Source organism: Zestomonas insulae (genome assembly GCF_016901015.1).
In the GTDB taxonomy this organism is placed as follows: domain Bacteria; phylum Pseudomonadota; class Gammaproteobacteria; order Pseudomonadales; family Pseudomonadaceae; genus Aquipseudomonas; species Aquipseudomonas insulae.
In genome coordinates this window covers 1,028,695-1,050,728 of sequence record NZ_JAFEUP010000001.1, presented here as the reverse complement: position 1 = coordinate 1,050,728, position 22,034 = coordinate 1,028,695, and the positions used below count along the sequence as shown (strand labels likewise).

Sequence of the window (22,034 nt, the reverse complement as noted above, 5' to 3'; positions counted from 1 at the left end):
TCTCCCGAAAGGAGAGGGGGAACGGAGCTGGGGCGGCGTGCGGTATCAGGCCTCGCAAGCACCCTCTCCCACTGGGAGAGGGCCGGGGTGAGGGGCGGTGCGGCGATCAGAAGTCCACGCTGTAGCTCAGGCTGTAGGTGCGCCCACGGCCCTTGTAGTCGAACAGCGCGGCGGGCGCGAGGGTGCCGTAGAACACCTGGGCGCGCTGGCCCCAGACCGTGGTGTAGTCCTTGTCGAACAGGTTCTGGATGCCGGCGCTGAGCGTGCCGACCGGCAGCACCTGGCTGCCGAGCAGGTCGAAGGTGGTGTAGCCGTCGATCTTGTGGTCGTTGCCGTCGAACTGGCCGGCCACCAGGTTGCCGTCGTCGCTCAGGTTGAAGGTGCGCACGCCCTGCAGGCGCACGCTGGTCTCGCCGTTCTGCCAGCCGACGAAGGCGGTGGCCTTGGACGGGCTGGCGGCGGTGACGTCCTGCTTCTCCCAGCGGTCGTTGATCTCCTGCTGCGAGCGGATCGCCAGCGCGCTGGTGCCGAGCTGCCAGTTGTCATCCAGCCAGTAGGTCAGCTGACCTTCCAGGCCGTAGTTGCGCTTCTTGTCGGCCAGCTGTTCGACCAGCAGGGTGGTGCGGTTGTAGGTGATGCTCTTGTCCGACCAGGCGTAGAACGCGGCGAGCTGGGCATCCAGGCTGCCGTCATGGTGGCGCCAGCCGAGCTCGACCTGCTTGGTCTTGATGCCGTCGAGCGCCGACTCGGCGACGTTGACGCTGTTCTGCAGCACCCAGCGACCGGCCACTGGCGCGGCGCTGTAGACGCCCTGGCCGTAGTACTTGGCCGGGTCGGGCAGCTCGAAGCCTTCCGAGTAGTTGGCCCAGACCTGCTGCGCCTGGCTCAGCTTGTACACCGCGCCGAGGTTGTAGAGGTCGACGTCGTAGTCCTTCTCGCCGCCGGGAATGGCGTCGGCGCTGCTGCCGAGGCCCTTGCTGATGAGGATCTGCTGGGTGGCGCCGACGAAGTCGCCGATGTCGGTGGTGATCCACTGGCGGCGCCAGCCGCCGGACAGGGTCAGGTCCTCGGTGGCTTTCCAGGACAGCTGGGCGAAGCCCGAGCGGCTGTCGGTGTCGATGCCCGGGTAGCGGCCGACCTTGGCGTACTGGTCGGCGACCAGGCCGCCGCTGGCCTGCGCGGTCGGCAGGTCGAACAGGCTCTGGCTGGAGGTGAAGTTCTCCCACTCGAAGTCCGCGCCGTAGTTCAGGGTGACGCTGTCCCATTCCTTGACCAGCACGGTTTTCAGACCCCAGTAGTCGGTGTCCTGCTGCGACGCGGAGTAGTACGACTGCAGCGGGTTGACCGCGCCGCCGCCCGTGAAACGCACGTTGGGAAACGGCTGGAAGGCCATCTCCTCGGTGCGGTAGTAGGCCTGCACGTAGAGGTCCTGACCGAGCACTTCCGGGGCGTGGTAGGTGGCGTTGTACTGCTGGCGCTGGGTTTCCGGCTCGAGGTCGTAGTCGGCGCCGCTGCGCATGTCGAACGGCGCCGTGCCGCGCAGGGCCTGGAAGTTCTGGCCGAGATACAGGCCCTTGTCGCCGTCGTAGCCGGAGTCGTACCACTGCGCGCCGAAGCTCAGGCTGTGGCCGTTGGCGAAGGCGACGTCGAGGCTGCCCATCACGTCGACCGCCTTGTTGTACTGCAGGTCGGTCTGGGTGATGTCCATCAGCACCTGGTCGCCGTTGCCGTCGTAGGCGGCGCCGTTCTTCTGGTAGGCGACGGAGAGGCGGCCGTTGATCTGCTCGGTGCCGCCGCTGACCGACTGCGCGGCGCGCCAGTCGTGGTCGTCGCTTTCCTGGAAGCCGCTGCGCACGCCGACTTCGCTGGTGAAGCGCGCTGCGCCGGCTTCGCCCTTCTTGGTGACGATGTTGATGATCCCGCCGGTGGCGCCGCCGCCGTACACCGCGCTGGCGCCGGAGAGCACTTCGATGCGCTCGACGTTGAACGGGTCGATCGAGTCGAACTGGCGGCTGATGCCGCGCGAGCTGTTCAGCGACACGCCGTCGATCATCACCAGGGCGCTACGGCCGCGCAGGTTCTGGCCGAAATTGGTGCGCCCCTGCGGGCCGATGTCGAGGCCGGGGATCAGCTGGCCGAGGGCTTCCTTGAACGGCACGCCGGCCTTGGTCTGCTCCTGCAGCTGGGTGCTGTCGATTACCCACACGGTGCCCGGCAGCTCGCTGATGCTGGTTGGCGCGCGCGAGCCGATCACCACGGTGCGGTCGACTTCCACCGCCACGCCGGAGAGTTTCAGGGTGTAGCCGCCGTCGCTGGCCACCGCGCGCAGGCCACTGCCGTCGAGCAGGCGGTCGAGGCCGTCGGCGACGCTGTAGCTGCCGTCCAGGCCCTGGGTCTGGCGGTTGGCGGTGAGCTCCGAGCTGAACGACAGCAGCACGCCGGCCTGTTCACCAAACTGGTTGAGCGCGCTTTCCAGCGGCCCGGCGGCGATGTGGAACTGCTGCAGGCCGGCCTGCTGTTCGGCGGCGATCGCCGGCAAGGCCGGGGCGACGCCGGCGACGGCCAGGCCGAGACCGAGGAGCAGCGGCGACAGCGCACGGCTGAGGGGCGAGCGGGCGAAGGGAGCGGGGCGGGATGGACGCATGGGCTTCTCGTGCAAGGGAAATAAGTGGGGTTCTGATGGCCTTGTCACGCGAGCTCGGGAAAAAGGTTCAGGCGGCTGCAAAAAAGTTGGCGGTCGGCGCGGCGCGGGCGCCTCAGGCCCGCGCGCGTGGATGCACGCTGACCCAGTAGCGGGTGAAGTGGCGCACTTCGATGGGCAGCGCGCGCGGCAGCAGGGCGAGGATGCGTTCGCTGTCATCCAGCGGGTAGCTGCCGGACAGGCGCAGGTCGGCGATCGCCGGGTCGCAGCTGAGGCGGCCGTGGCGGTAGCGGCTCAGTTCGGCGAGGAAGTCGGCCAGGCGCATCTGGCTGGCGATCAGCATGCCGCGGCTCCAGGCGCGGCTGTTCTCGTCCACCGTCTGCAGCGCGCCGAGCTGGCGGCTGTCGAAGCTGAGCTGCTGGCCGGCCAGCAGGCGCAGTGGCGCACCGGCGTGGGCGCGCGGCTGCACCAGCGCCTGGCCCTCGAACAGGCTGACCCGGCTGCTGGCGTCGGCCAGGCGCACGCTGAGCTGCGTGCCGGCCGGGTCGATCAGGCCGTGCGGCGTACTGACGCGCAGCGGCCGCGGGTCGGCGGCGCCGTGCAGGAAGATCTCGCCACGCTGCAGGTCGATCAAGCGCTGGGCGTGGTCGAAGCGGATGTTCACCGCGCTGTCGGTGTTCAGCACCAGGCGCGTGCCATCGGCGAGGGTCAGGTCGCGGCGTTCGCCAACCGCGGTGTGCTGATCGGCCAGCCAGGGTTGCCAGGGCTTCTCTTCGAGCAGCCCCCAGCTGGTGGCGCCGGCGCCGAGCAGCACCGCCAGGGTCTTCAGCGCATCGCGGCGCTGGCGCGAGGCCGGCGCGTCGAGGGTCCGCCGCGCCAGGCCGCTGGGTACCCCACGCAGGCGCTGGTTGACCGATTCGATGCGCTGCCAGGCCTGCTCATGCTCCGGCGCGGCGGCGCGCCAGGCGGCCCAGGCCTGGCGCTGCTGGTCGCTGGGCTGGCCGTCCTGCAGTTCGAGCAGCCAGCGCACCGCCTGCTCGGCGACCGCGGCACTGATCGGCGCATGCATCTCAGTCGACCTCGGCGAAGTAGCACTGCTGCGCGGCCTTGGCCAGGTAGCGCTTGACGCTGGACAGCGAGATGTCCAGCTGCGCGGCGACCTCGGCGTAGGTCAGGCCGTCCAGCTGCACCAGCAGGAACACCTGGCGGGCCAGGCGCGGCAGACCGTCGAGCAGGCGATCCAGCTCGAGCAGGGTTTCCAGGATGATCGCCCGGCTTTCCTCGCAGGGCACCTCGGCGACCGGCAGGCTGGCCAGCGCTTCCAGGTAGGCGCGTTCGATGTCCTGGCGGCGGTAGTGGTTGGCCAGCACGCGCTTGGCGATGGTAGTGAGGAACGCGCGCGGCTCGCGGATCGCCGGCAGCTCGCGGGCCACCAGGACTTTGACGAAGGTGTCCTGGGTCAGGTCGGCGGCGCTTTCCGGGCAGCCGAGGCGGCGCCGCAACCAGCCGCTCAACCAGCTGTGGTTGTCGAGGTAGAGGCGCTGCAGGGCGATGTCCGGTGCGGTCTGGGCGATCGACACGAACGCGGGCTCCAGGAAGAGTCGTTTATCAAATGCTAACTGTTCTTAATTGTATGGGCTTCGCATCGGATTGAGCAATATTTGGCCATGCGCCGGACGCCGCGCCGGTTGGGTGGCGTGCTGGTGCGGTGCGGAAAATGCGGGGGCGAGCTAGCGGAAACGCGCGAACACCCGGGGCGACAGGCACAGCCACAGGCTCAGCGGATACAGCAGGTAATGCAGGAAGAACAGCACGGTGCCCATCGGGCTGGGCTGGTCCTGCAGGGTCATCATCAGCAATAGCAGCAGGTAGAGCACGCCGAGCCCGGCGGCGTACAGCCCGGTGAGTCGCCAGCGTTCGCCGAGGCTCGGCGCCCGGCGCACGCGCCAGGCAAAGCACAGCGCCACTCCCGCGGCGACCAGGACTGCCACGCACAGGCTGGCGAGCACCCCGCCGACTTTGACGAAGCCGCGCAACAACAGGTTGAGCAGCAGCACGGCGATCATCCCGGCGAGGGCGTAGTGGCGAACGGCGATGGTCTGGAGCATGGCGGATATCCGGCAGACCGGGCCAAGGCGGCCCGGGTCTGCAGACGCTAGTCGGCTAGCCGCGTGGCGACAAGCCTTGGCTCACGACGAGCGGGCGTCACGCCGGGCGCGCTTGCGCGCCGCGCGCTCGCTCCAGGCCTCGCCGAGCAGCGGAAAGCGCCCGGATTCGCGGAGCACGCGCAGGCCGAGGATCAGCCCCCAGATCAGCGCCGGATAGAGGAACCACAGGTGCTGTGGCGAGGTGAGCAGGTTGATCAGTAGCAGGCCGCCAATCACCGTCGCATAGCGGATCAGGCGATAGCGCAGGGCCGGGCTGAGCGACAGCGGCGGGGCGAGTGGCGGGGTGTCGTGGGGTTGCATGGCGGTCTCCGGAACGGGTGGCGGGGCGGACAGCTCGACCAGCGGCACGGCAAACACGGCAGCCAACGCATTGAGGGTTTCCAGGCCGGCCGACTGGCCGCCTTCCAGACGCTGGATGGTGCGGACGCTGAGGCCGGTCAGTTCGGCCAGCTGTTCCTGCGACCAGCCACGGGCCAATCTCAATTCGCGAATGCGCATGACGTTACCTGCTGTACGGCTGAGCCCCGATTGTTCCTATCGCCTGCCCGTGTGACCACGACAGGCGCCCGACAATTACCCGACAGTCCGCCCTGTCAGTCCCGCCAGGCGGGGAATGGCGCCTGGCGATGGAAGAACTCCAGGTCGTGGTTCGGCCACAACTCGGCGCCTTCGTCGTGGGCCAGTTTATTCAGTTTGCGGATGCTCGCCAGGGCCAGCGCCTCGTTGTCCTCCCAGCAGTAGCCGGGCGCGACCTCGTCGCTGAGGTTCTCGCTGAGGTCGGCGGCGTCGCCGCAGAGGATCACCGGCGGGCCCTTGGGCAGCTCGATCAGCAGCGACATGTGCCCGGCGGTATGCCCGGGCGTGGCGATGGCGTGCACGCCGCTGCTCACCGTGTACTCGCCGCTGTGCACGCGCCAATGCTCGGCGCCGGCGAGCTCGTCGGGAAACACCCCGTCGTCCAGGCCAGTGCGTGCGGCGGCCAGCTCGTCGGCCTGGATGTGCACCTCGCAGCCGGGCAGGTCGCAGATGCCTCCGACATGGTCGAAGTGCAGGTGGCCGACGAACACCAGGTCGATGTCCTTGGGCGTCAGGCCGAGGCGTTCCAGGTAGCGGGTGACGCGCTGCTCCTCGGTCATCCGCGGTGGATCGAACAGCGGCTGCATCGGTGCGAAGAACTGCTTGTTCAGCTGCGGATCGGCGACCTTGCGATAGTCGCAGCCGACGTCATAGAGGATGCGCCCGTTCGGCGTCTCGATCAGGTAGGCGAGGATCGGTGCTTCGATGAACTGGCCATGGCCGCGGTCGCGCGTGGAGACGGTTTTTTCGTAGCGGTGCAGGCCCGTGAGCAGCGGCCAGAGCTTGAGGGCGTGGGTCATGGCGATCTCCTCGCGACGGGCTCAGACCGGCGGCCTCTACGCTGCCGCCGGGTTCGCGCGCCTGGACCGTCGCCTTACAGCGGGACGACGGGGATGCAGATCTCGCAGGCGAACAGGCCGCGTTGCGGATCACAGGCCGCGTCTGTCGGATAGTGCTCGAAGCAGGGCCGGGCGTCGAGTTGCAGTCCGCTCGACGGCAGCCAGTCCAGCAGCAGGGCGTCCCAGGCCGCGCCGATCTGCCGCGCCTCGCCGCTGAACGCCAGCACCGCGTAGCGCCCGCCGGGCAGGGTGGTGCGCAGGGCGTCGCCGGTCAGCACTTCGTCGGCGGCCACCTCGACGCAGGCGTCGTAGCGGCACTGCGCGGCCGCGGTGATGGCCGGGTCGTCGTGACTGATGCCATAGCGGGCGCGGCCGAGCAGGTTGTTGGTGGCCATCCAGGCGAACACCTGCTCCTGCCAGAAGCGCGAGATTGGTTCGCCGTAGGCGCCGAGGTGGCGCAGGTAGGCGAGTTCGGTGGGGCGACGGTCGATCAGACGGACATTCATGGCGGTCTCCACAATGGCGGGCGTCAGCGGGCGGCGCAGCGCGTGGCGCTCATTCAACCCGGCGGCTTGCTCCTCGGCGAGGATGGCCAGCAGGAACGGCGGGGTTTCTGCGCGACCCAGGGCGACGAAGCCGGCCCGGCGGTACAGCGCGGCACTGGGCGCGAAGGCGCTGAAGGTGGTCAGGTACAGCGCCGGCTGGTCGCGCGCCGCGGCCCAGGCGATCACCTGGTTGAGCAACGCGGCGCCGAGGCCGCGGCGGGTGTGCGCCGGATGCACGTCGAGCTCGGCGAGCAGCACCTGGCCATCGACTTCTTCGCCTAGGGCGAAGCCGACCGGCGCACCCGCGGCCTCGCGGGCTACCCACAGCCGCGCCTCGCGCTGCCCGGCGTGCAGGTGTTCGGCTGCCAAGGTGTGCTGACGCAACGCACTGGGCAGCAGGGCCTCGGGCAGCAAGCCGGCGGCGGCCCGCTCGATGGCCGGCAGCGCCGCCAGGTCGTCGCTGCGGGCGAGCTCGATGCAGTAGTCGTGCATGGGCGCTCTCTGTTGTCTCGCGCTCAATCCTGATCCGGCGCGCCGATCGGGAACAAGTCTCGATAGGGGCGTGCTTCCTCCACCACCCGGGCGAACGAGGGGCGGCCCAGCAGGCGCTGGCGGTAGGCGCGCAGCTGGCTGAAGCCGGCGTCGATCGGGTGCACCCAGTCGGCATAGAACAGCGCCGGCGCAGCGGCGCAGTCGGCCAGGCTGAAGCTTTCGCCGACGGCCCACTGGCGGCCGTTCAGGTAGTCGTCGAGCCAGGCATAGGCGCTGACGAGCAGCTCGCCGGCCTCGCTCACGCCGTAGGGGTCGCGCTGCTGCGGCTCGCGCAGCACGTCGAAGACGTACTTCATCATCGGCGTCATCACGTAGTTGTCGAAGAAGCGATCGAGCAGGCGCACCTCCAGCGCCGCGTTGCGGTCCTCGGGAATCAGCCGCACGGGGCCGGGATGCCGCAGGTCGAGGTACTCGATGATGATGCTCGATTCGAGCACCGGGCGGCCGTCATCGACCAGCAGCGGCATGCGCTTGAGCGGCCACAGCTCGGCGTGCTCGGCCACGGCAGCCGGGTTGTCGGGGCCGAGCTGGCGCCATTCGAAGGGCGTGGCGTTCTCGTACAGTGCGATCAGGACCTTCTGGCAGTAGGACGAGAACGGGTGGGCATAGAGTTTCATGGCGCTGCATCTCCGGGGTGGCGTGTCGAATGGTCGGACGGTGCTCGGCGAAATCGACATCGGCGTACCCGGCCACCCCGTCGCGTTCGCGGCTACTCGGGCAGGATGACGCCCGAGCCGCCCATTTCCGCCGGGAAGTCCTGCATCTTCGGCAGACCATCCTTGATGCGCAGCACGGTCTCGCGGTAGTTCACGTGCACCGCCGGCTGGTAGTTCAGGGCCGGAATCACCGCGGCATACACGTCGGTGAAACCCAATCCCGGATGCTCGCTGAACAGATGCCCACCGCAGGTCTTGCACCACTTGCGGTAGCTGTTCTCGGTCTTGTGGTAGGTGCCGATGTTGTCCGCGCCCTGGGTGACCTGCACGGCGTCGGGTTGCCACAGGGTGAATGCATTGACCGGCCCTGCCGACCAGTGCCGGCAGGATTCGCAGTGGCAGTAACCCATCGCCACCGGTTCGCCGGTCACGGTGAACTGCACCGCGCCGCAGAAGCAGCTGCCTTGGTAAGTACTTGCGTTGCTCATGACCTATCTCCTCGACGAAGGACGACACGTCCGTGTGCGGACTGGCGCCGGCGGCGCCAATCGAGGCACGCAAGTGTAGTTGCCGGAGAAGCGCTCAGCCTTTGTGCGCCTGTTCGTCGATCTGCGCACGCAGCTGCTCTTCGCGGGCGCGCAGCTCCGGGGTGAACTCGGCGCCGAAATCCTCCGCCTCGAAGATCGGCCGAATCTCGATCTCCGCCTCGCTGCCGGGCATCGGGTCGGGGCAGCGCTTGACCCAGTCGATGGCCTCCTGCAGCGAATTCAGCTGCCAGATCCAGAAGCCGGCGATCAGCTCCTTGGTCTCGGCGAACGGCCCGTCGGTGACGCTGTGCTTGCCGCCGGAAAAACGCACCCGCGCGCCCCGCGAACTCGGGTGCAGGCCGTCGCCGGCGAGCATCACGCCGGCCTGGACCAGCTCCTCGTTGAACTTGCCCATCGCCGCCAGCAACTGCTCGTCCGGCATCTTGCCCGCTTCACTGTCCTGGGTGGCCTTGATGATGATCATGAACCGCATCGGTGTTCTCCTGTGCCGTGGTTGCGTCGCTGCTGCGCCGCTCTGTCCTATGGTCGAACGGCGGGGCGGCAATTCGACAAGGGTGCGGCGGTGCTGCCGGCAGGAGTGTAGTAGCGGCTGCGGTGCGGTCAGGCGGGATGGTCGGTGGAGGTGAACACCAGGAAGCGGCCTTCGGCCCAGCACAGGTTGTACGATTCCCGCCACGCACTGAGGACGGAGTGGTCCGCGGCGAGAAGCTCCCAGGTCACCGTGGCGAGGGCGCAGTCCTTGCCAAGGGCTACCACCGCCAGGTCGTGGTAGCGGCACAGCCGACACCCCTGTGCGTGGTACTCGTCGACGATGCGTTGAAAGTACGCCGCCACTTCTGCGCGCGACGTGAAGACCTGCACAGCCCCGTAGCGGTGAAAGGCCAGGTATGGGGTCAGGTAGCGTGCGGCAATGATGTCGCCGTCGAAGGAACGGAAGGCCTCGACGAAATCATCGAAGAAGGTGCGAGCACGACGTTCAAGTTCTGTGGGGTTCACGCGCAATCCCTCGGCCAAGGCGGGTATCCGGAGTCACGGCATCCTGGGGGCCGCGATCTGACTCTTAATAGACAGCCAACGGTCGGCTCTCAACTGCATCAGTGGCGTGAATACGACGTACCGGCTTGCGCTGCCTGAGAAGGGGCGGCTTATCGCGTCGCTGCCAAGCAGCCGACGCCGCAGGAGGGTTGAGTATTTGGCACGGCGCCGCGCATGTCCTGTGGGCGCCGCGAGGGTACAGCCACGGTGAAGGACACCGTGGCCAAGCAGACGGTTTTACTTGATTAGTCCGTCGGTTTTCATGCGGAACACCAGGTTCTTGTAGGCGTTCTCGTTGATCTCTTTTTCGGCTTTGAACGGGTTGTCGGTAAACGGCATGGCCACGATCATCGGCAGCCAGATCACCATCGTCGCCGAGTCGCGTAGGTCGTAAGCACGCGACAGGTCGCCGCGGTTCACGTCGGCAGAAATGTGCACATTCAGGGTTGCCCAGCAGGGCAAAACCGTCATGGTAAAGCCGGACAGCGTAGCGGCGAGGCCGGCCGCCGGATTGGCCTCGGCATAGGCCTTGCCGTCGACCACGACATCGGCCTCAGCCGCACTGCCGACCAGCGTGCAGCAATCGGACTTGGCAACCACATCGTCGAACTGCCGTTTGTACGAAGCGTTGATGGCTTCATTCGCGGGGTAACCAGATTCCAACTTCCACTGACTGAAGATCTTGGTTCGCGCGTCCGACGGCGGTTGCAGTTTGTCGTAACCGATTTCGGGAAGGTTGTTGGCCTTGAAGCCCGCGCATCCGCTTAGCAAGAGTGCTGCGCTGAGCAGTGAGGCGGAAAGGAGTTGCTTGTGCATGTTGTGATGCCTGTTGTTTTTATTCTGATTTATATTTTTTGTTCGCTGCTGCTGGATGTTATGCGCTTTCCTCGTAGCGCCTCAAAGATTCCAAGGGAAAGTGCAGGCTTATGCTCCTTTCCTTTTAATGCTTTTACACCAGTTACAAAAAAGCTCGCCATGCAGTATCCAGCTAGAATGCTCGAGACTACCGGTACAAGAAGGTCGCTCGAGATAAATGGGATTGTAAACTCTCCATCTCTGGCGACGATTCGCAGCGCGCCGACAATGATTGCAATGACCACGATCAAGATGGCTATTGAAATAATTAGGTCGAATATTTTAAGTGCTACGTTCTTTGAAAGATCCAGTGAGCATTTCTTGTAGATAAAGTAGAGCCCTGCAGGCAGGAGCAGGGTGAACCAACCCGAGAGGTAGGTCGCGGCAATGATGGCTGCTGGCGTTGCTACTGCTACGAGCCGGTCCTTGCGAATTCCTTTCATGTGACTTCCTTGCGCTATCTGGTCTTCAGGTTGCTAAGTGCTGCGTTGTTAAATGCCGACTGAAATAGGGTTTGTAATTTTAATTATTGTTGCGATTACTGCGTATTCGAGGATGACTGCAAATACCGCTAGTTTGATTGCGCTGAGTATGCCTTCGCCTGTGCATATCTTCAGGCCGATTATGTAGGCTGCAAACACTGCAGTTGCTGCTATTGGGTCAAATGAATCCTGTTTTCCTAGGAACATCTGGCTTATGGTTTCCACACATATCGCCACGACAAAGGCCTGAACCAGGCTTAGCGAGATATTCATTAATTTTGATGCGCCGAACAAACCAAGTCCGTTCAGAATTGCGGTTATTGCCAATTGTATGAACATTTCCAAGTTCCTTTTGGAGGTGAGACGTTCAAGCTGCTTCTGCAGCACGCCTTACAGGAACGCTATCTGACTGTAAGGCTCTGCCGCATTCCTCTGCAGCGCGACGCTACTATTTGGCCATCATCGAGTCCAGCCCCCATCCCCGGCATTGCAAACTCACGCAGGCTGATTCAGCCCAAAGCGCTTCTTCAGCACCGCTTCCAGCAGCCCTTTCGGCAACACTGCGGCCAGCAGCGGCAGGGCGCGGCTGCCGTTGCCGAGGCGCAGCAGGCGCGGGCGTTGGGATTTCTGTGCGGCGGCGAGCAAGTCGCGGGCGACGCTGGCGGCGGGGGTGGGGTGGTCCTGGGAGGCGTTGGCGCGGGCGCGGATGCCGTCGCGGAACGGCCACCAGGGCGAGCCTTCCTGGATCAGCTGTTCGGCCTGCTGGCTGGCGTTCCTGCCGAAGCTGGATTCAATGGCGCCGGGCTGGACTTCCATGACGTCGATGCCGAACGGCGCCAGCTCCAGGCGCAGTGCGTCGGAGAGCGCGTGCACGGCGGCCTTGGAGGCGCAGTAGGCGCCGGCGAACGGGGTGACCAGCACGCCGGACACGCTGCCGATGTTGACCACCAGGCCGCGCGCCTTGCGCAGCGCGGGGAACAGCGCGCGGGTCACGCCGATCACGGCGAACACGTTGGTCTCGAACTGGCGGCGCAGGGCGTCGGCGCCGGCGTCGAGCAGCGGGCCCATGGCGCCGTAGCCGGCGTTGTTGATCAGCACGGCGAGGCCCTCGGCTTCGGCGTTCAGGCGCGCGCCGAGCAGCGCCACCGCGTCGGCGTCGTTGACGTCCAGCGGCACGCCGACGAAGCCGGCGGCGTTCAGCGCGGCGACGTCTTCGGCTTTGCGGGCGGTGGCCCAGACCTGGTAGCCGGCGGCCTGGAAGGCATCGGCGAGGGCACGGCCGATGCCGCTGGAGCAGCCGGTGATGAGGGCGATGGGCTGGGACATGGGCGCTTCCTTGTGATGAGCGAAAGGCGCCAGCTTGCGGGCACGTCGCGGTCGGGGGCAAGGGGCGACGTGGTGTTGGGGCTCAGTTGGCGAAGCTGCCCTGGATGCGTTCGGCGCGGTATTCGAGGGTGGCGGCGCGGTAGCCTGCGCGCAGGGTTGGCAGCGGCAGGCAGTCCTGCCAGCTGTCGCCGGGCAGCAGTTCGCCGGGGCCGCGGTAGCGCGGCGCGTCGTAGAGGTTGCGGGCGAGGTTGACGGTGTCGCCGGGGCGGTAGGCGGCGACGTCCCAGCGCAGCTCCTGCAGCGGCGCGCGGGCGCCGTTCTTCAGGTCGAGGGCCAGCGGGCGATCGGCCGGGCAGCGCTCGGGGGCGAAGGCGATACGCAGTTCGAGGTGTGCCAGCTGGCGCTTTTCGCGTTGGTCGAGCCAGTACATCCAGGCGCCGACCAGCAGCAGGCCGATCAGCGCGGCGGCGGAAATCGGCAGGGCCTTGGCCGGGTAACGGATCAGCAGGACCAGCCAGGTGAGGATCAGGAGGATGCCGATCAGCATGGAGTTCGTCCGGATAACGGGTGCGCTCAGCTTAGCGCAGCAACGATTGGCGACGACGCGTATCCAGCGGAGAGGGCAGCTGGAAATCGCAGCGGTTAGGTCTATGGATGGGCTCCGGCTAACCCCGTCAGGAGCAGGCAGCGGCGCCGAGCGAAAGAGTGTCGGTCTCAGTCGCCGAAGTATTTGATCCGCAATGCTTCTAGTTCACCTTGTTCCTTGGCGTTGAGGAGTTCGACAGTGACTTGTCCGGTCAAAGGACTGGCGTGTTGCAGGCCGAAGCCGTATTTGTCCGGGGCGAAGATGCTCCCCGTCATGGAGAGGGCTGCCTGAGGGTGGGCGTGAACATAGTACTCGAGCACCGGGGCGTCGCCGATTAGCGCCGCGATGCGCTTTTCCCGGAGCGCCTTGATTGCGCTGTCGATATCGGAGAACGGGCGGTGATCGAGCCCCGACTTGCGTGCGAACTCCTCGGACACGCTACCGGCAAACACGCCGACCGTCTTTCCGGCCAGGTCTGAGAGGTTGTTGATCTGGTTGGTCAGCGCAGTCGCAGTCATCACACTGGTCACCGAAGAGGTCACGAACGCGACGCCGGCGATGCCGCCGATTAGCCAGATTCCGGTGAGTACCCGTCCCACCCAGCCAAAGTGGTTTCTCTCCAACTGCGGATTTCCGGAAATGATCAGCACGATGTAGAGAAAACTCTGGGAAAGTCCCTCCGTCCACTTGCGTGGGAAGTCCGGGGCATAGCGCCGGTCGAAGACGGTCAGCAGCCAGGTCCCCAGGAGCAGTAGTACGCTGAGAATGAAATACACGCGCACGAAGCCGGATCTCCACAAGCCGTTCAGGACATCCCAGCCGGTGCTGGAGTCCTGGCTGATCATGATTCTCTGCCCGGCGTCGAACCATGGTTGGGTGAAATCGATCTTCATGGCCCTATCGTGGGTGATCGACAGATTGCTCACGGCGACATCGATCTCGCCTTTTTCCAGCGCATCCACCAGCGCGTTGAACGTAGGGAACACCATATAGCTGGATGGGGTATCTGAATCTCGCTGGAGCAACTGCCAGAGCTCGATTGCCATGCCGCTGTATCTGCCATCCTTTTCCATCACGAAGGGTGCACTGATGTTGACTCCTACCCTGAGGCTGACCTTTGCTTGCGCTGCTTCCTGGGCCACGGCCGGGCACACCACGAGCAGTGCAACGAGCAGCGCCACGCACCGTCGCAGGATTATCCCTGGCCGGGTTGCATTCTCGTCGCGCGCCGAATCGAACATGCTCTGCTCCAGTTTTCAAACCTGATCGATGTAGGTGGTAGTGCGATTTTCCGGATGCTGCCATTTCCACTGTAGTGTGCTCGGGGATGCGCTGAAGGGCTGGCGACGGTGGGGCAAGCATCGCAGCTCGACCCTCACCCGCTCCGTGCCCCAGAAAGCAAAAAGCCCCCGCACTGTCGGGCGCGGGGGCTGGGTACCGGGTGCGTCCGGTTACTGCTGGCTGATGGTCTTCACGTGCACCGCAGTCTCGGCGTGCGCGTCGCTGCGCCCGTAGACGTCCTCGAAGCGTTCGATGTCGTCTTCGCCGAGGTAGCTGCCCGACTGCACTTCGATGATCTCCAGCGGGATCTTGCCGGGGTTGGCCAGGCGGTGCACCGAGGCGATCGGGATGTAGGTCGACTGGTTCTCGGTGAGCAGGAACACCTTGTCGTCACAGGTCACCTGCGCAGTGCCGGACACCACGATCCAGTGCTCGGCGCGGTGGTGGTGCATCTGCAGCGAGAGCTGCGCGCCGGGTTTGACCGAGATGTGCTTGACCTGGAAGCGCCCGCCCATGTCCACCGAGTCGTAGCTGCCCCATGGGCGGTACACCTCGCAGTGGTTTTCGGTTTCGCTGCGGCCCTGCTGCTTGAGGGTGTTGACCAGTTGCTTGACGTCCTGCACGCGGTCCTTGTGGGCGATCATGGTGGCGTCCTTGGTTTCCACTACCACGATGTCTTCCAGGCCTATCACCGAGACCAGCTTGCCGTTGCCGTGGATCAGGCAGTTGTGGCTGTCCTGCACCACCACGTCGCCGTGGGTGACGTTGCCGTCGCGGTCCTTGTCGTGCACGTCCCAGATCGACGACCAGCAGCCGACGTCGCTCCAGCCGGCGGCCAGCGGCACCACGCAGGCGCGCGAGGTCTTTTCCATCACCGCGTAGTCGATGGAATTGTCCGGGCAGCAGGCGAAGGTGGCTTCGTCGATGTCGATGTTGTCGCCGTCGTGCTTGCTGCGCTCGAGGGTCAGCAGGCAGGTGTCGTAGATGTCGGCGTCGTGTTTTTTCAGCTCTTCGAGGAAGCGGCTGGCGCGGAACAGGAACATGCCGCTGTTCCAGAAGTAGTCGCCACTCGCGACGAACTGCGCGGCGCGCTGCTCATCGGGTTTCTCGACGAACTGGGCGACGCGGATCACCCCTTCCGGCAGGCCGCTATCGCTGCTGGTCTTGATGTAGCCGTAGCCGGTTTCCGGCTTGGTCGCCGGCACGCCGAACAGCACCATCTCACCGCTTTCCGCGGCGATGGTGGCGAGCGCCAGGGCACGCTGGAAGGCCTTCTGGTCTTCGATCACGTGGTCGGCGGGCAGCACCAGCAGCAGCTCGTCGCGGCCTTCGTTGATCAGCTTCATCGCCGCCATCGCCACCGCCGGCGCGGTGTTGCGGCCGAAGGGTTCGAGCAGGATCGCCTGGGTCGCCAGCTTCAGCGCGCCGAGCTGTTCCTGGACGATGAAGCGGTGGTCCTTGTTGCACACCACCACCGGTGCCTGCATGCCTTCGAACGCCAGGCGCTCGAGGGTCTGCTGGAACAGCGTGTGCTCGCCGGTGAGGGCGAGGAACTGCTTGGGAAACTGCTTGCGCGAAAGCGGCCAGAGCCGTGAGCCGCTACCACCAGAGAGAATGACGGGGATCATGGTGTTTCTCCTGAATTTATCCGTAAAAGGTTTCGCTGCGTTTTCGTGAGCCCCGCACTGCGGTCGCGAGGCAATCTTTGTTGTCCGGTGCGACGCGGCCGGCGGCATGCCGAGCCGCGCCGCGGCAATTCACTTGGCCATGGCCGGGCGTTTGACCCACACCGGGGCGAACTTGCCGGCGCTGCCGGTGACGTACAGGCACACCGCTTCACCGCGGGCCAGGGCCACCGGCTTCAGGTCGCTGATCTTCTTGCTGCCGTCGTACAGCGCCAGGTTGACCTTGACCGGGTTGATCTCGCGGTCGCCGTGGCTGTTCGGCGCGACGTCCTCGACCACGGCGGTCTTGCCGTCGGCGGTCTTCAGCGTGAGCTTGGTGTCGGTGAGGTTCTGCACGCGCAGCAGGGCTTTCTGCTTGTTGCGGAACGGCGGCTCGTTGACCAGCTTGGGCTGGCCGGCGGGCATGTTGACCAGGGTGTAGTAGCTGTCCGGGCTGAGCTGGACCGGCACGGTCTGGCTGCCGACCTGGGCGCTGTAGCTGCCGCCGGGCAGGAAGCTGAAATCGGTGCTGCCTTGCGGGCCGACCTCGTCGAGTTTGGTGTTGCCGACGTTGGCGCTGACTTCCTGGCCGGTGGCGTTGAACAGCCGCACGAAGGCCGAGCCTTTCGGGGCGACCGGGCCGTACAGTGCGGCATCCGCGGCGGCGTGGGCCTGCCAGGAGAACAGTCCGCTGAGCAGCAGGGCGCCGGCAGTGGCGATGGATTTGCGAGCAAGGGTCGATTGCATGGTCATTTTCTCCGTTGGTTCTTATCGAGTGGCCGTGTCGGCCAGGCGTTCGCCGGCTGCGGCGGAGGCTTTGAGCTGGGCGACCCATTCCGGGTCGAACTGGCTCAGGTCGGCAGCCATCGGCAGGTAGCGTTCGGGGAATTCCCAGATCACCAGTTGCGGCGGCGAGTTCTTCAGCTCGTCGCTTTGCAGGTACTTGAGCATCGGTTGCAGCGGGCCCTGGCCTTCCTCGGCGAAGCTCACCAGGTCGGTGCCGAGCGCCTGGCGCAGCGCACCCTGGAAGTTCCACTTGGGATTGGCGCTGTAGCTGGTGCCGACCAGCACCACCGGCACCTGGTCGTCGGCGAACAGCGCGTCGCCACTGGCCGCCTGCTCGGCGTCGAGGGCGCGGGTGGTGCGCTGCTGCAGGCGGTCCGGCGGCGGCAGCAGGTCGCTGAACAGCGGGTCGAGCGGCAGGAAGCTGGTCAGGTCGCCCTTGTACGGCGCGGTGGCGCCGAAGTCGGTGACGAAGCGCTGGCGTTCGCCCTCCAGTGGCATGCGGCGCTGCACGGCGAGACCGATGCGCTGCGCCACCACCTCGGCGCCGTGCGGCGTCCAGTGGGTGTCGGTGCGCAGGTACAGCGCGCCGTTGCCCTTGGCCCGCTCCAGGCTGGCGAGCAGGTCGGGGGCGACGATGCCGGCGCGGCGGACCTGCACATGGAAGCGCTGGTACAGGTCGCGGCGTAGGCTGGCCGGCTGCACTTCGCCGAGGTGTTCCGGGTACAGGCGCGCCTTGGACGGCACGATGGCCAGCAGCAGCTTGATGTCGTGGCGCGCCAGGCTCTGGCGCACGCCTTCGACCAGGCGCAGGTTGTTCTCGACGTGCTGCTCGCCCTTGGCCACCGGGTCGAGTTCTTCATCGCTGAACAGCCAGTTGTGGCGGCCCAGTTCGACGCCCGGACGACCTTCCTTGAACAGCGTGTAGTCCATCGCCGCCCACAGGTTGGTGGCCAGGCGCTTGAGCGGGAACTCGGCGTCGTAGCGGGTCTCCAGCGCCTTGGCCAGCTTGCCGTTGAGCACCTGGGTGTCGGGCGGCACGCTGTAGCCGAAGAAGCCGCGCACGGACCAGGCGCCGAGGCCGAAGATCAGGGCGAGGAACAGGCTGATGTAGAGGATGCGCAGGGATCGGGTCATGGTCGGCGGTCCTCAGAACTGGAAGTACAGGAAGGGCGAGTAGCTCTGCGCCGAGAGCTTCAGCAGCGAGGCACAGAACAGCAGCAGGACCAGGCCGCGCAGCAGATAGCGGGTCCAGTCGATGCTGAAGCTGGTCGGCTGCACCAGCGCCCCGGCCGGCCCGGCGACGACGATCTCCGGGTTGTCGCCCGGCACCGCGCGCAGCACGCCCGGCTGCGCAGTCGCCGGACCGTCGGCCTCGACCGCGCTGTCGGCAGCCGCCTTCGGTGCGCGGCCGTCCAGCGGCTTGCGGTAGAAGTCGTACAGGCCGCACACCGCGAGGGTGGCGTAGGCGACCAGCAGGGTGGCAATCTGCAGGGTGGTCAGGTTGGCGGCGCCGAGCTCCGAGAGCTGCCAGTCGCCGAAGCTGAACATCGCCTGGTACATGCGCATCGCGGTGTGCAGGTTCTCGGCGCGGAAGATCACCCAGCCGATTACCACCAGCAGGAAGGTCGCCGCCCACTTCAGCGGGTTGAAGGTGCGCGGTGCGGCGTCGACGCCCAGCGCCCGCTCAATGGCCAGCCAGATGCCGTGCCAGGCGCCCCAGATCACGTAGGTGAAGTTGGCGCCGTGCCACAGGCCGCCGAGCAGCATGGTCAGGAACAGATTGCGGTAGGTGGCGAAGGTGCCGCCGCGATTGCCGCCCAGGCTGATGTACAGGTAGTCGCGCAGCCAGGTCGACAGGCTGATGTGCCAGCGCCGCCAGAACTCGGTGATCGACTGGCTGATGTATGGCTGCTTGAAGTTCTCCATGAAGCGGAAGCCCATCATCAGGCCGAGGCCGATGGCCATGTCGCTGTAGCCGGAGAAGTCGAAGTACAACTGCGCGGTGTAGGCCATGGCGCCGAGCCAGGCGTCGCCGGTGGTCGGGTTGTCGAGGGCGAAGCAGTGGTCGGCGACGATCGCCAGGGTGTCGGCGATGAACACCTTCTTGATGAAGCCCTGCATGAAGCGCGTGCAGCCCTCGGAGAACTTGTCGAGGGTGTGGGTGCGGTGGTTGAACTGGTCGACCAGGTCGCGGAAGCGCAGCACCGGGCCGGCGATCAGGTGCGGGAAGATCGCCACGAAGGCGGCGAAGTCGACCAGATTGTGGGTCGCTGGGGTGTCGCCGCGGTACACGTCGACGATGTAGCTGATCGACTCGAAGATGTAGAACGAGATGCCGATCGGCAGCAGGATGTGGGTGATCACGAACGGCTGCAGGCCGAACGAGGTGATGATCGCGTTGAGGCTGTCGACGCCGAAGTTGGCGTACTTGAAGTAGCCGAGCACGCACAGGTCGACGGCCACGCCGAGGATCAGCCAGCGCTTGGCCAGCAGGGTGCGGACGCCGGCGGCGCCGACCTTCAGGCCGATCCAGTAGTTGAACAGCGTCACCGCGGCGAACAGGGCCAGGAAGTCCACCCGCCACCAGGCATAGAACACGTAGCTGGCAATCAGCAGCAGCAGGTTGCGGTAGCGGTTGCCGCTCAAGTAATACAGGCCGAGAAAGATCGGCAAAAACAAGAACAGGAACACGTTGGACGAGAAAACCATCCGCGTTTCTCCATCGAAGAACTGTCAGGGCCATCCGGCCCACCCATTCCTCCCCGGGTACAGCAAGGTGTTGCGTCCGCCCGCGTCATCAGTGCGTGGGTCGGGTTGTTATTCCCCTCGCCCATTGGGAGAGGGGTAGTACGTAGGATGGGTCGAGCGCAGCGATACCCATCGAATGGCGTTGCCGCGTGGGTATTGCTGCGCTCGACCCACCCTACGGTTCAGCCCTTCTTTTCCTTGTCTTGCGCCTGCGGATCGAACACCCGGGTGACGTCGCCACCCAGGCGGAAGTTCTTGAACGGCTGCATGTCCTGCTTCCATTCGAGGGTCTTCGGGCTGCAGCGGTAGACCGTGCAGTAAGGCTCCAGCCAGCTGAATTTCTCGTCCTTCTTCAGGTCGGTCATGTCCTGGTCGTCGCCGGTCTTGTCCTCGAACGCTTCGGGGTCGGCGACCCCGGCCATCACCCGTTCGGCGAGGCGGCGCAGCGCTTCGTCGTGGTCCTCGCGCAGGTCCACGCCGTTGGCCTGGGCGAACGCGGCGATCATCGCCAGCGGCGGTAGGGCGTAGTTGTGATAGGCGAGGGCGCGTTGCTTGCGCTTCAGCTCGTTGGGCAGGTAGCCGTCGGCGTCGACCTGCCCGGCGGCGACCTGGAATTGCTGCACCGACCAGTCGAACAGGTCGCGGCGGTTGGTCACCACCGAGGTCGCCATCACCGACCAGGCGGCCCAGTAGGAGTGGTTGTTGATCTGCTTGAGCGGCAGGTTGCTCCAGTCCTTCACCGTCTGTTCGGCGAGCTTGGTGAACCACGACTCGATCAGTTGCGACTGCTGCGCGTAGGGCGCCAGCGGCCGCGACTCGGAGTACTTGAGGCGCAGCCAGGCCGAGGACAGACTGCCCAGCGCCCATTTGCGCATCGACTTGCCGGTGTGGTTGAAGTCGGTGGACAGCAGCGCGTCGGCCTGCGCCCAGGCGCTCAGCCATTGCAGGGTGCATTGCAGGTCCTGCGGCTGGCCCTTGCTCATGAAGCGCATGACCTGACGATTGACGCCGCGCTCGAGGGTGGTGATGTCCTTGGTCTTCGCGCGGAAGGCCTTCTCGGAGTCACGATTGAGCGTGGCGCGCGCGCCGTCCGAGCCTTCGTACTTGCTGCGGAACACCAGCTGCGCGGTGTAGGGCGTCGGCGCTGCGGCGCACTTCGGCGGCTCGCCGCTGACGACCTTCTCGATCGGCGCGTAATAACCGTGCGGCGGCACCAGGCTCGCCGCGTGCACCGCGCCGGCCAGCAGGGCCAGACCGAACAGGCCGGCCTGAAGCAGGTGGGGTGTTTTCATCGGATTCCTCACAGGCCGGCCTGGGCGGTTTGCGTGCCGCTGCCGACGGGTTTGCGCTGGCACACCTTGGCCTCGACGTCGAGCGGCTGACCGCCGGCGGCCGGGCCTTCCAGCTCCAGCGAGAGCAGGTTCTGGTTGGCCCAGTCCTGGTCCTCGCGCAGGTTGAAGACGAACTTGCCATTGGTGTCGGCGGTGGCCGGCTTCTCGATCTTCAGCGACTCGTGGCGGCCGTTCAGGTACCACAGGGTGGCCTTCAGGGTTTTCACCGTCGGGTCGGCGAAGTCGACCTCGATACGGCCGTTGCGGTTGGCAATGTCCTTGACCCCATTGGTGCCGTTGATCAGCACCTCGTTGTTGCCGGAGCGCAGCTTGGTCTTGCCGGCCAGCACCGTGGACTTGCCGTCGCAGCCGTCGTCGAGCAGGGCGAACAGCTGGCGGTAGATGGTTTCCTGATCGAGGCTGTAGAGCGCCGAAAATTCCCAGATGAGGATCTTCGGCGGGTTCTTGCGGAATTCCTCGCTGCCCAGGTACTCGATCATCGAGCCCTCCAGGCCGCCACCGGGGAACGACACGTTGAGCACGTCGGCGCCGATCGACTCCTGCAGGAAGCCGGCGAAGTTGTAGTTCGGCCCGCTGTGGCTGGTGCCGACCAGGACGATCTTCGGATCACCGCCATCGCCGAACAGGTCGTCGCTGCCGCTGGCGTCCTTCGGCTCGGTGGCGAACTGGTTGATGTACTCGATCGCGTAGCTGGTGCCGCACAGCTGCCCGGCGACGTTGTGCAGGGTGCCTTTCTTGCCCATGCGACCGATCACCTTGCTGACGAACTCGCGACGCGGGATGTCCTTGAACGCCGGCATCTGGTGCACGGTGTCGGCCACCAGCTTGGCGGTGCGCTGTGCGCCGTACGGTGTCCAGTGCTGGTCACCGCGGAAGTAGAAGGCGTGCTCGTTCTTCTCGTCGGCCAGCGGCGACAGGTCGGGCACTTCGTAGCCCATTTCTTTGAAGCGGCCGAGCATGGTGCGGTAGTTGGCCAGCGCGCGCTGGTAGTCGAACTGCGCCTTCTCCGCCGGGTTGAGCTTCTCGCGATTGACCAGCCCGCGGGTCGGTTGATAGACCAGCACCAGCTCGATGCCACGCCGCTTGAAGGCGTCGTGCAGCTGCTCCATGCGCTTGTAGCCGGCCGGGCTGGTGGTGAACTCGGTGCGCAGGTCTTCCTTGGTGCGGAACAGCCAGTCGCCTTGCGCCTGCACCAGGGTGATGAAGTTCTTCTGGTAGTTGGTGGTGTACAGGCTGGCGTCGTGCGCCGCCGGGCACAGGTTGCAGCACGGCGCGGCCGTGTAGGTCGGCGCCGGCAGGCCTTCGGCGCGCAGCTGGCCAGCGCTGGCCAGGGCGAGGGCCAGTGGCGACAGGGCAATCCAGTTCCTCAGCGTCATGCGGGGCAGTTTCATCTT

General features: G+C 65.9%; 23 protein-coding genes. All 23 read right to left on the bottom strand.

From position 1 onward, the window contains the following. Positions 1-106: 106 nt before the first annotated feature. Positions 107-2,644, bottom strand: coding sequence for a TonB-dependent receptor (locus JQX08_RS05040; RefSeq protein WP_204915148.1), 2,538 nt, complete (start codon positions 2,642-2,644; stop codon positions 107-109). A 112-nt stretch (positions 2,645-2,756) separates the two neighbouring features. Beyond that, positions 2,757-3,710: a FecR domain-containing protein gene (locus JQX08_RS05035; protein ID WP_204915147.1), complete on the bottom strand. Its 954-nt coding sequence runs from the start codon at positions 3,708-3,710 to the stop codon at positions 2,757-2,759. Position 3,711: 1 nt separating this feature from the next. Continuing rightward, positions 3,712-4,221, bottom strand: coding sequence for a sigma-70 family RNA polymerase sigma factor (locus JQX08_RS05030; RefSeq protein WP_204915146.1), 510 nt, complete (start codon positions 4,219-4,221; stop codon positions 3,712-3,714). Positions 4,222-4,371: 150 nt separating this feature from the next. Further along, positions 4,372-4,749 carry a hypothetical protein gene (locus JQX08_RS05025; protein ID WP_204915145.1) on the bottom strand — a complete coding sequence of 126 codons (378 nt, stop codon included), beginning with the start codon at positions 4,747-4,749 and terminating at the stop codon, positions 4,372-4,374. Positions 4,750-4,830: 81 nt separating this feature from the next. Further along, the gene (locus JQX08_RS05020) at positions 4,831-5,307 is read right to left on the bottom strand and encodes a 2TM domain-containing protein (protein WP_204915144.1); all 477 of its coding nucleotides are present in this window, start codon (positions 5,305-5,307) and stop codon (positions 4,831-4,833) included. A gap of 95 nt (positions 5,308-5,402) precedes the next feature. Next, positions 5,403-6,185, bottom strand: a complete 783-nt coding sequence (locus tag JQX08_RS05015) for an N-acyl homoserine lactonase family protein (protein ID WP_204915143.1) — start codon at positions 6,183-6,185, stop codon at positions 5,403-5,405. A 74-nt stretch (positions 6,186-6,259) separates the two neighbouring features. Next, positions 6,260-7,261, bottom strand: a complete 1,002-nt coding sequence (locus tag JQX08_RS05010; protein WP_204915142.1) for a GNAT family N-acetyltransferase — start codon at positions 7,259-7,261, stop codon at positions 6,260-6,262. Positions 7,262-7,284: 23 nt separating this feature from the next. Further along, complete coding sequence (locus JQX08_RS05005; RefSeq protein WP_239481963.1) at positions 7,285-7,938, bottom strand: glutathione S-transferase family protein; 654 nt, start codon at positions 7,936-7,938, stop codon at positions 7,285-7,287. A gap of 92 nt (positions 7,939-8,030) precedes the next feature. Then, the gene (locus JQX08_RS05000) at positions 8,031-8,465 is read right to left on the bottom strand and encodes a GFA family protein (protein ID WP_204915140.1); all 435 of its coding nucleotides are present in this window, start codon (positions 8,463-8,465) and stop codon (positions 8,031-8,033) included. Between the two features lie 94 nt (positions 8,466-8,559). Then, entirely contained in the window at positions 8,560-8,997 is a 438-nt protein-coding gene (locus tag JQX08_RS04995) for a YciI family protein (protein ID WP_204915139.1), read from the bottom strand. A gap of 128 nt (positions 8,998-9,125) precedes the next feature. After that, positions 9,126-9,539 carry a DUF6841 family protein gene (locus JQX08_RS04990; protein ID WP_204915138.1) on the bottom strand — a complete coding sequence of 138 codons (414 nt, stop codon included), beginning with the start codon at positions 9,537-9,539 and terminating at the stop codon, positions 9,126-9,128. Positions 9,540-9,797: 258 nt separating this feature from the next. Beyond that, complete coding sequence (locus tag JQX08_RS04985) at positions 9,798-10,376, bottom strand: hypothetical protein (protein WP_204915137.1); 579 nt, start codon at positions 10,374-10,376, stop codon at positions 9,798-9,800. 29 nt (positions 10,377-10,405) lie between these two features. Continuing rightward, the gene (locus JQX08_RS04980; RefSeq protein ID WP_204915136.1) at positions 10,406-10,858 is read right to left on the bottom strand and encodes a hypothetical protein; all 453 of its coding nucleotides are present in this window, start codon (positions 10,856-10,858) and stop codon (positions 10,406-10,408) included. Positions 10,859-10,906: 48 nt separating this feature from the next. Further along, positions 10,907-11,236: a hypothetical protein gene (locus JQX08_RS04975; RefSeq protein ID WP_204915135.1), complete on the bottom strand. Its 330-nt coding sequence runs from the start codon at positions 11,234-11,236 to the stop codon at positions 10,907-10,909. 156 nt (positions 11,237-11,392) lie between these two features. Continuing rightward, positions 11,393-12,223: an SDR family oxidoreductase gene (locus JQX08_RS04970; protein WP_204915134.1), complete on the bottom strand. Its 831-nt coding sequence runs from the start codon at positions 12,221-12,223 to the stop codon at positions 11,393-11,395. A gap of 82 nt (positions 12,224-12,305) precedes the next feature. Further along, complete coding sequence (locus tag JQX08_RS04965; RefSeq protein WP_204915133.1) at positions 12,306-12,770, bottom strand: multidrug transporter; 465 nt, start codon at positions 12,768-12,770, stop codon at positions 12,306-12,308. Between the two features lie 167 nt (positions 12,771-12,937). After that, complete coding sequence (locus tag JQX08_RS04960; protein ID WP_204915132.1) at positions 12,938-14,050, bottom strand: transporter substrate-binding domain-containing protein; 1,113 nt, start codon at positions 14,048-14,050, stop codon at positions 12,938-12,940. 210 nt (positions 14,051-14,260) lie between these two features. Then, on the bottom strand, positions 14,261-15,718 hold the full coding sequence (locus tag JQX08_RS04955) for a mannose-1-phosphate guanylyltransferase/mannose-6-phosphate isomerase (protein ID WP_204915131.1): 1,458 nt from the start codon (positions 15,716-15,718) through the stop codon (positions 14,261-14,263). A gap of 129 nt (positions 15,719-15,847) precedes the next feature. Continuing rightward, positions 15,848-16,507 carry an alginate O-acetyltransferase AlgF gene (locus tag JQX08_RS04950; RefSeq protein WP_204915130.1) on the bottom strand — a complete coding sequence of 220 codons (660 nt, stop codon included), beginning with the start codon at positions 16,505-16,507 and terminating at the stop codon, positions 15,848-15,850. 15 nt (positions 16,508-16,522) lie between these two features. After that, a complete protein-coding gene (locus JQX08_RS04945; RefSeq protein ID WP_204915129.1) occupies positions 16,523-17,674 on the bottom strand; it encodes an alginate O-acetyltransferase in 1,152 nt (383 codons plus the stop codon). Positions 17,675-17,686: 12 nt separating this feature from the next. Beyond that, positions 17,687-19,249, bottom strand: coding sequence for an MBOAT family O-acyltransferase (locus tag JQX08_RS04940; protein WP_204915128.1), 1,563 nt, complete (start codon positions 19,247-19,249; stop codon positions 17,687-17,689). A gap of 221 nt (positions 19,250-19,470) precedes the next feature. Further along, positions 19,471-20,580: a mannuronate-specific alginate lyase gene (locus JQX08_RS04935; protein ID WP_204915127.1), complete on the bottom strand. Its 1,110-nt coding sequence runs from the start codon at positions 20,578-20,580 to the stop codon at positions 19,471-19,473. 8 nt (positions 20,581-20,588) lie between these two features. Then, positions 20,589-22,016: an alginate O-acetyltransferase gene (locus JQX08_RS04930; RefSeq protein ID WP_204915340.1), complete on the bottom strand. Its 1,428-nt coding sequence runs from the start codon at positions 22,014-22,016 to the stop codon at positions 20,589-20,591. Positions 22,017-22,034: the final 18 nt, after the last annotated feature.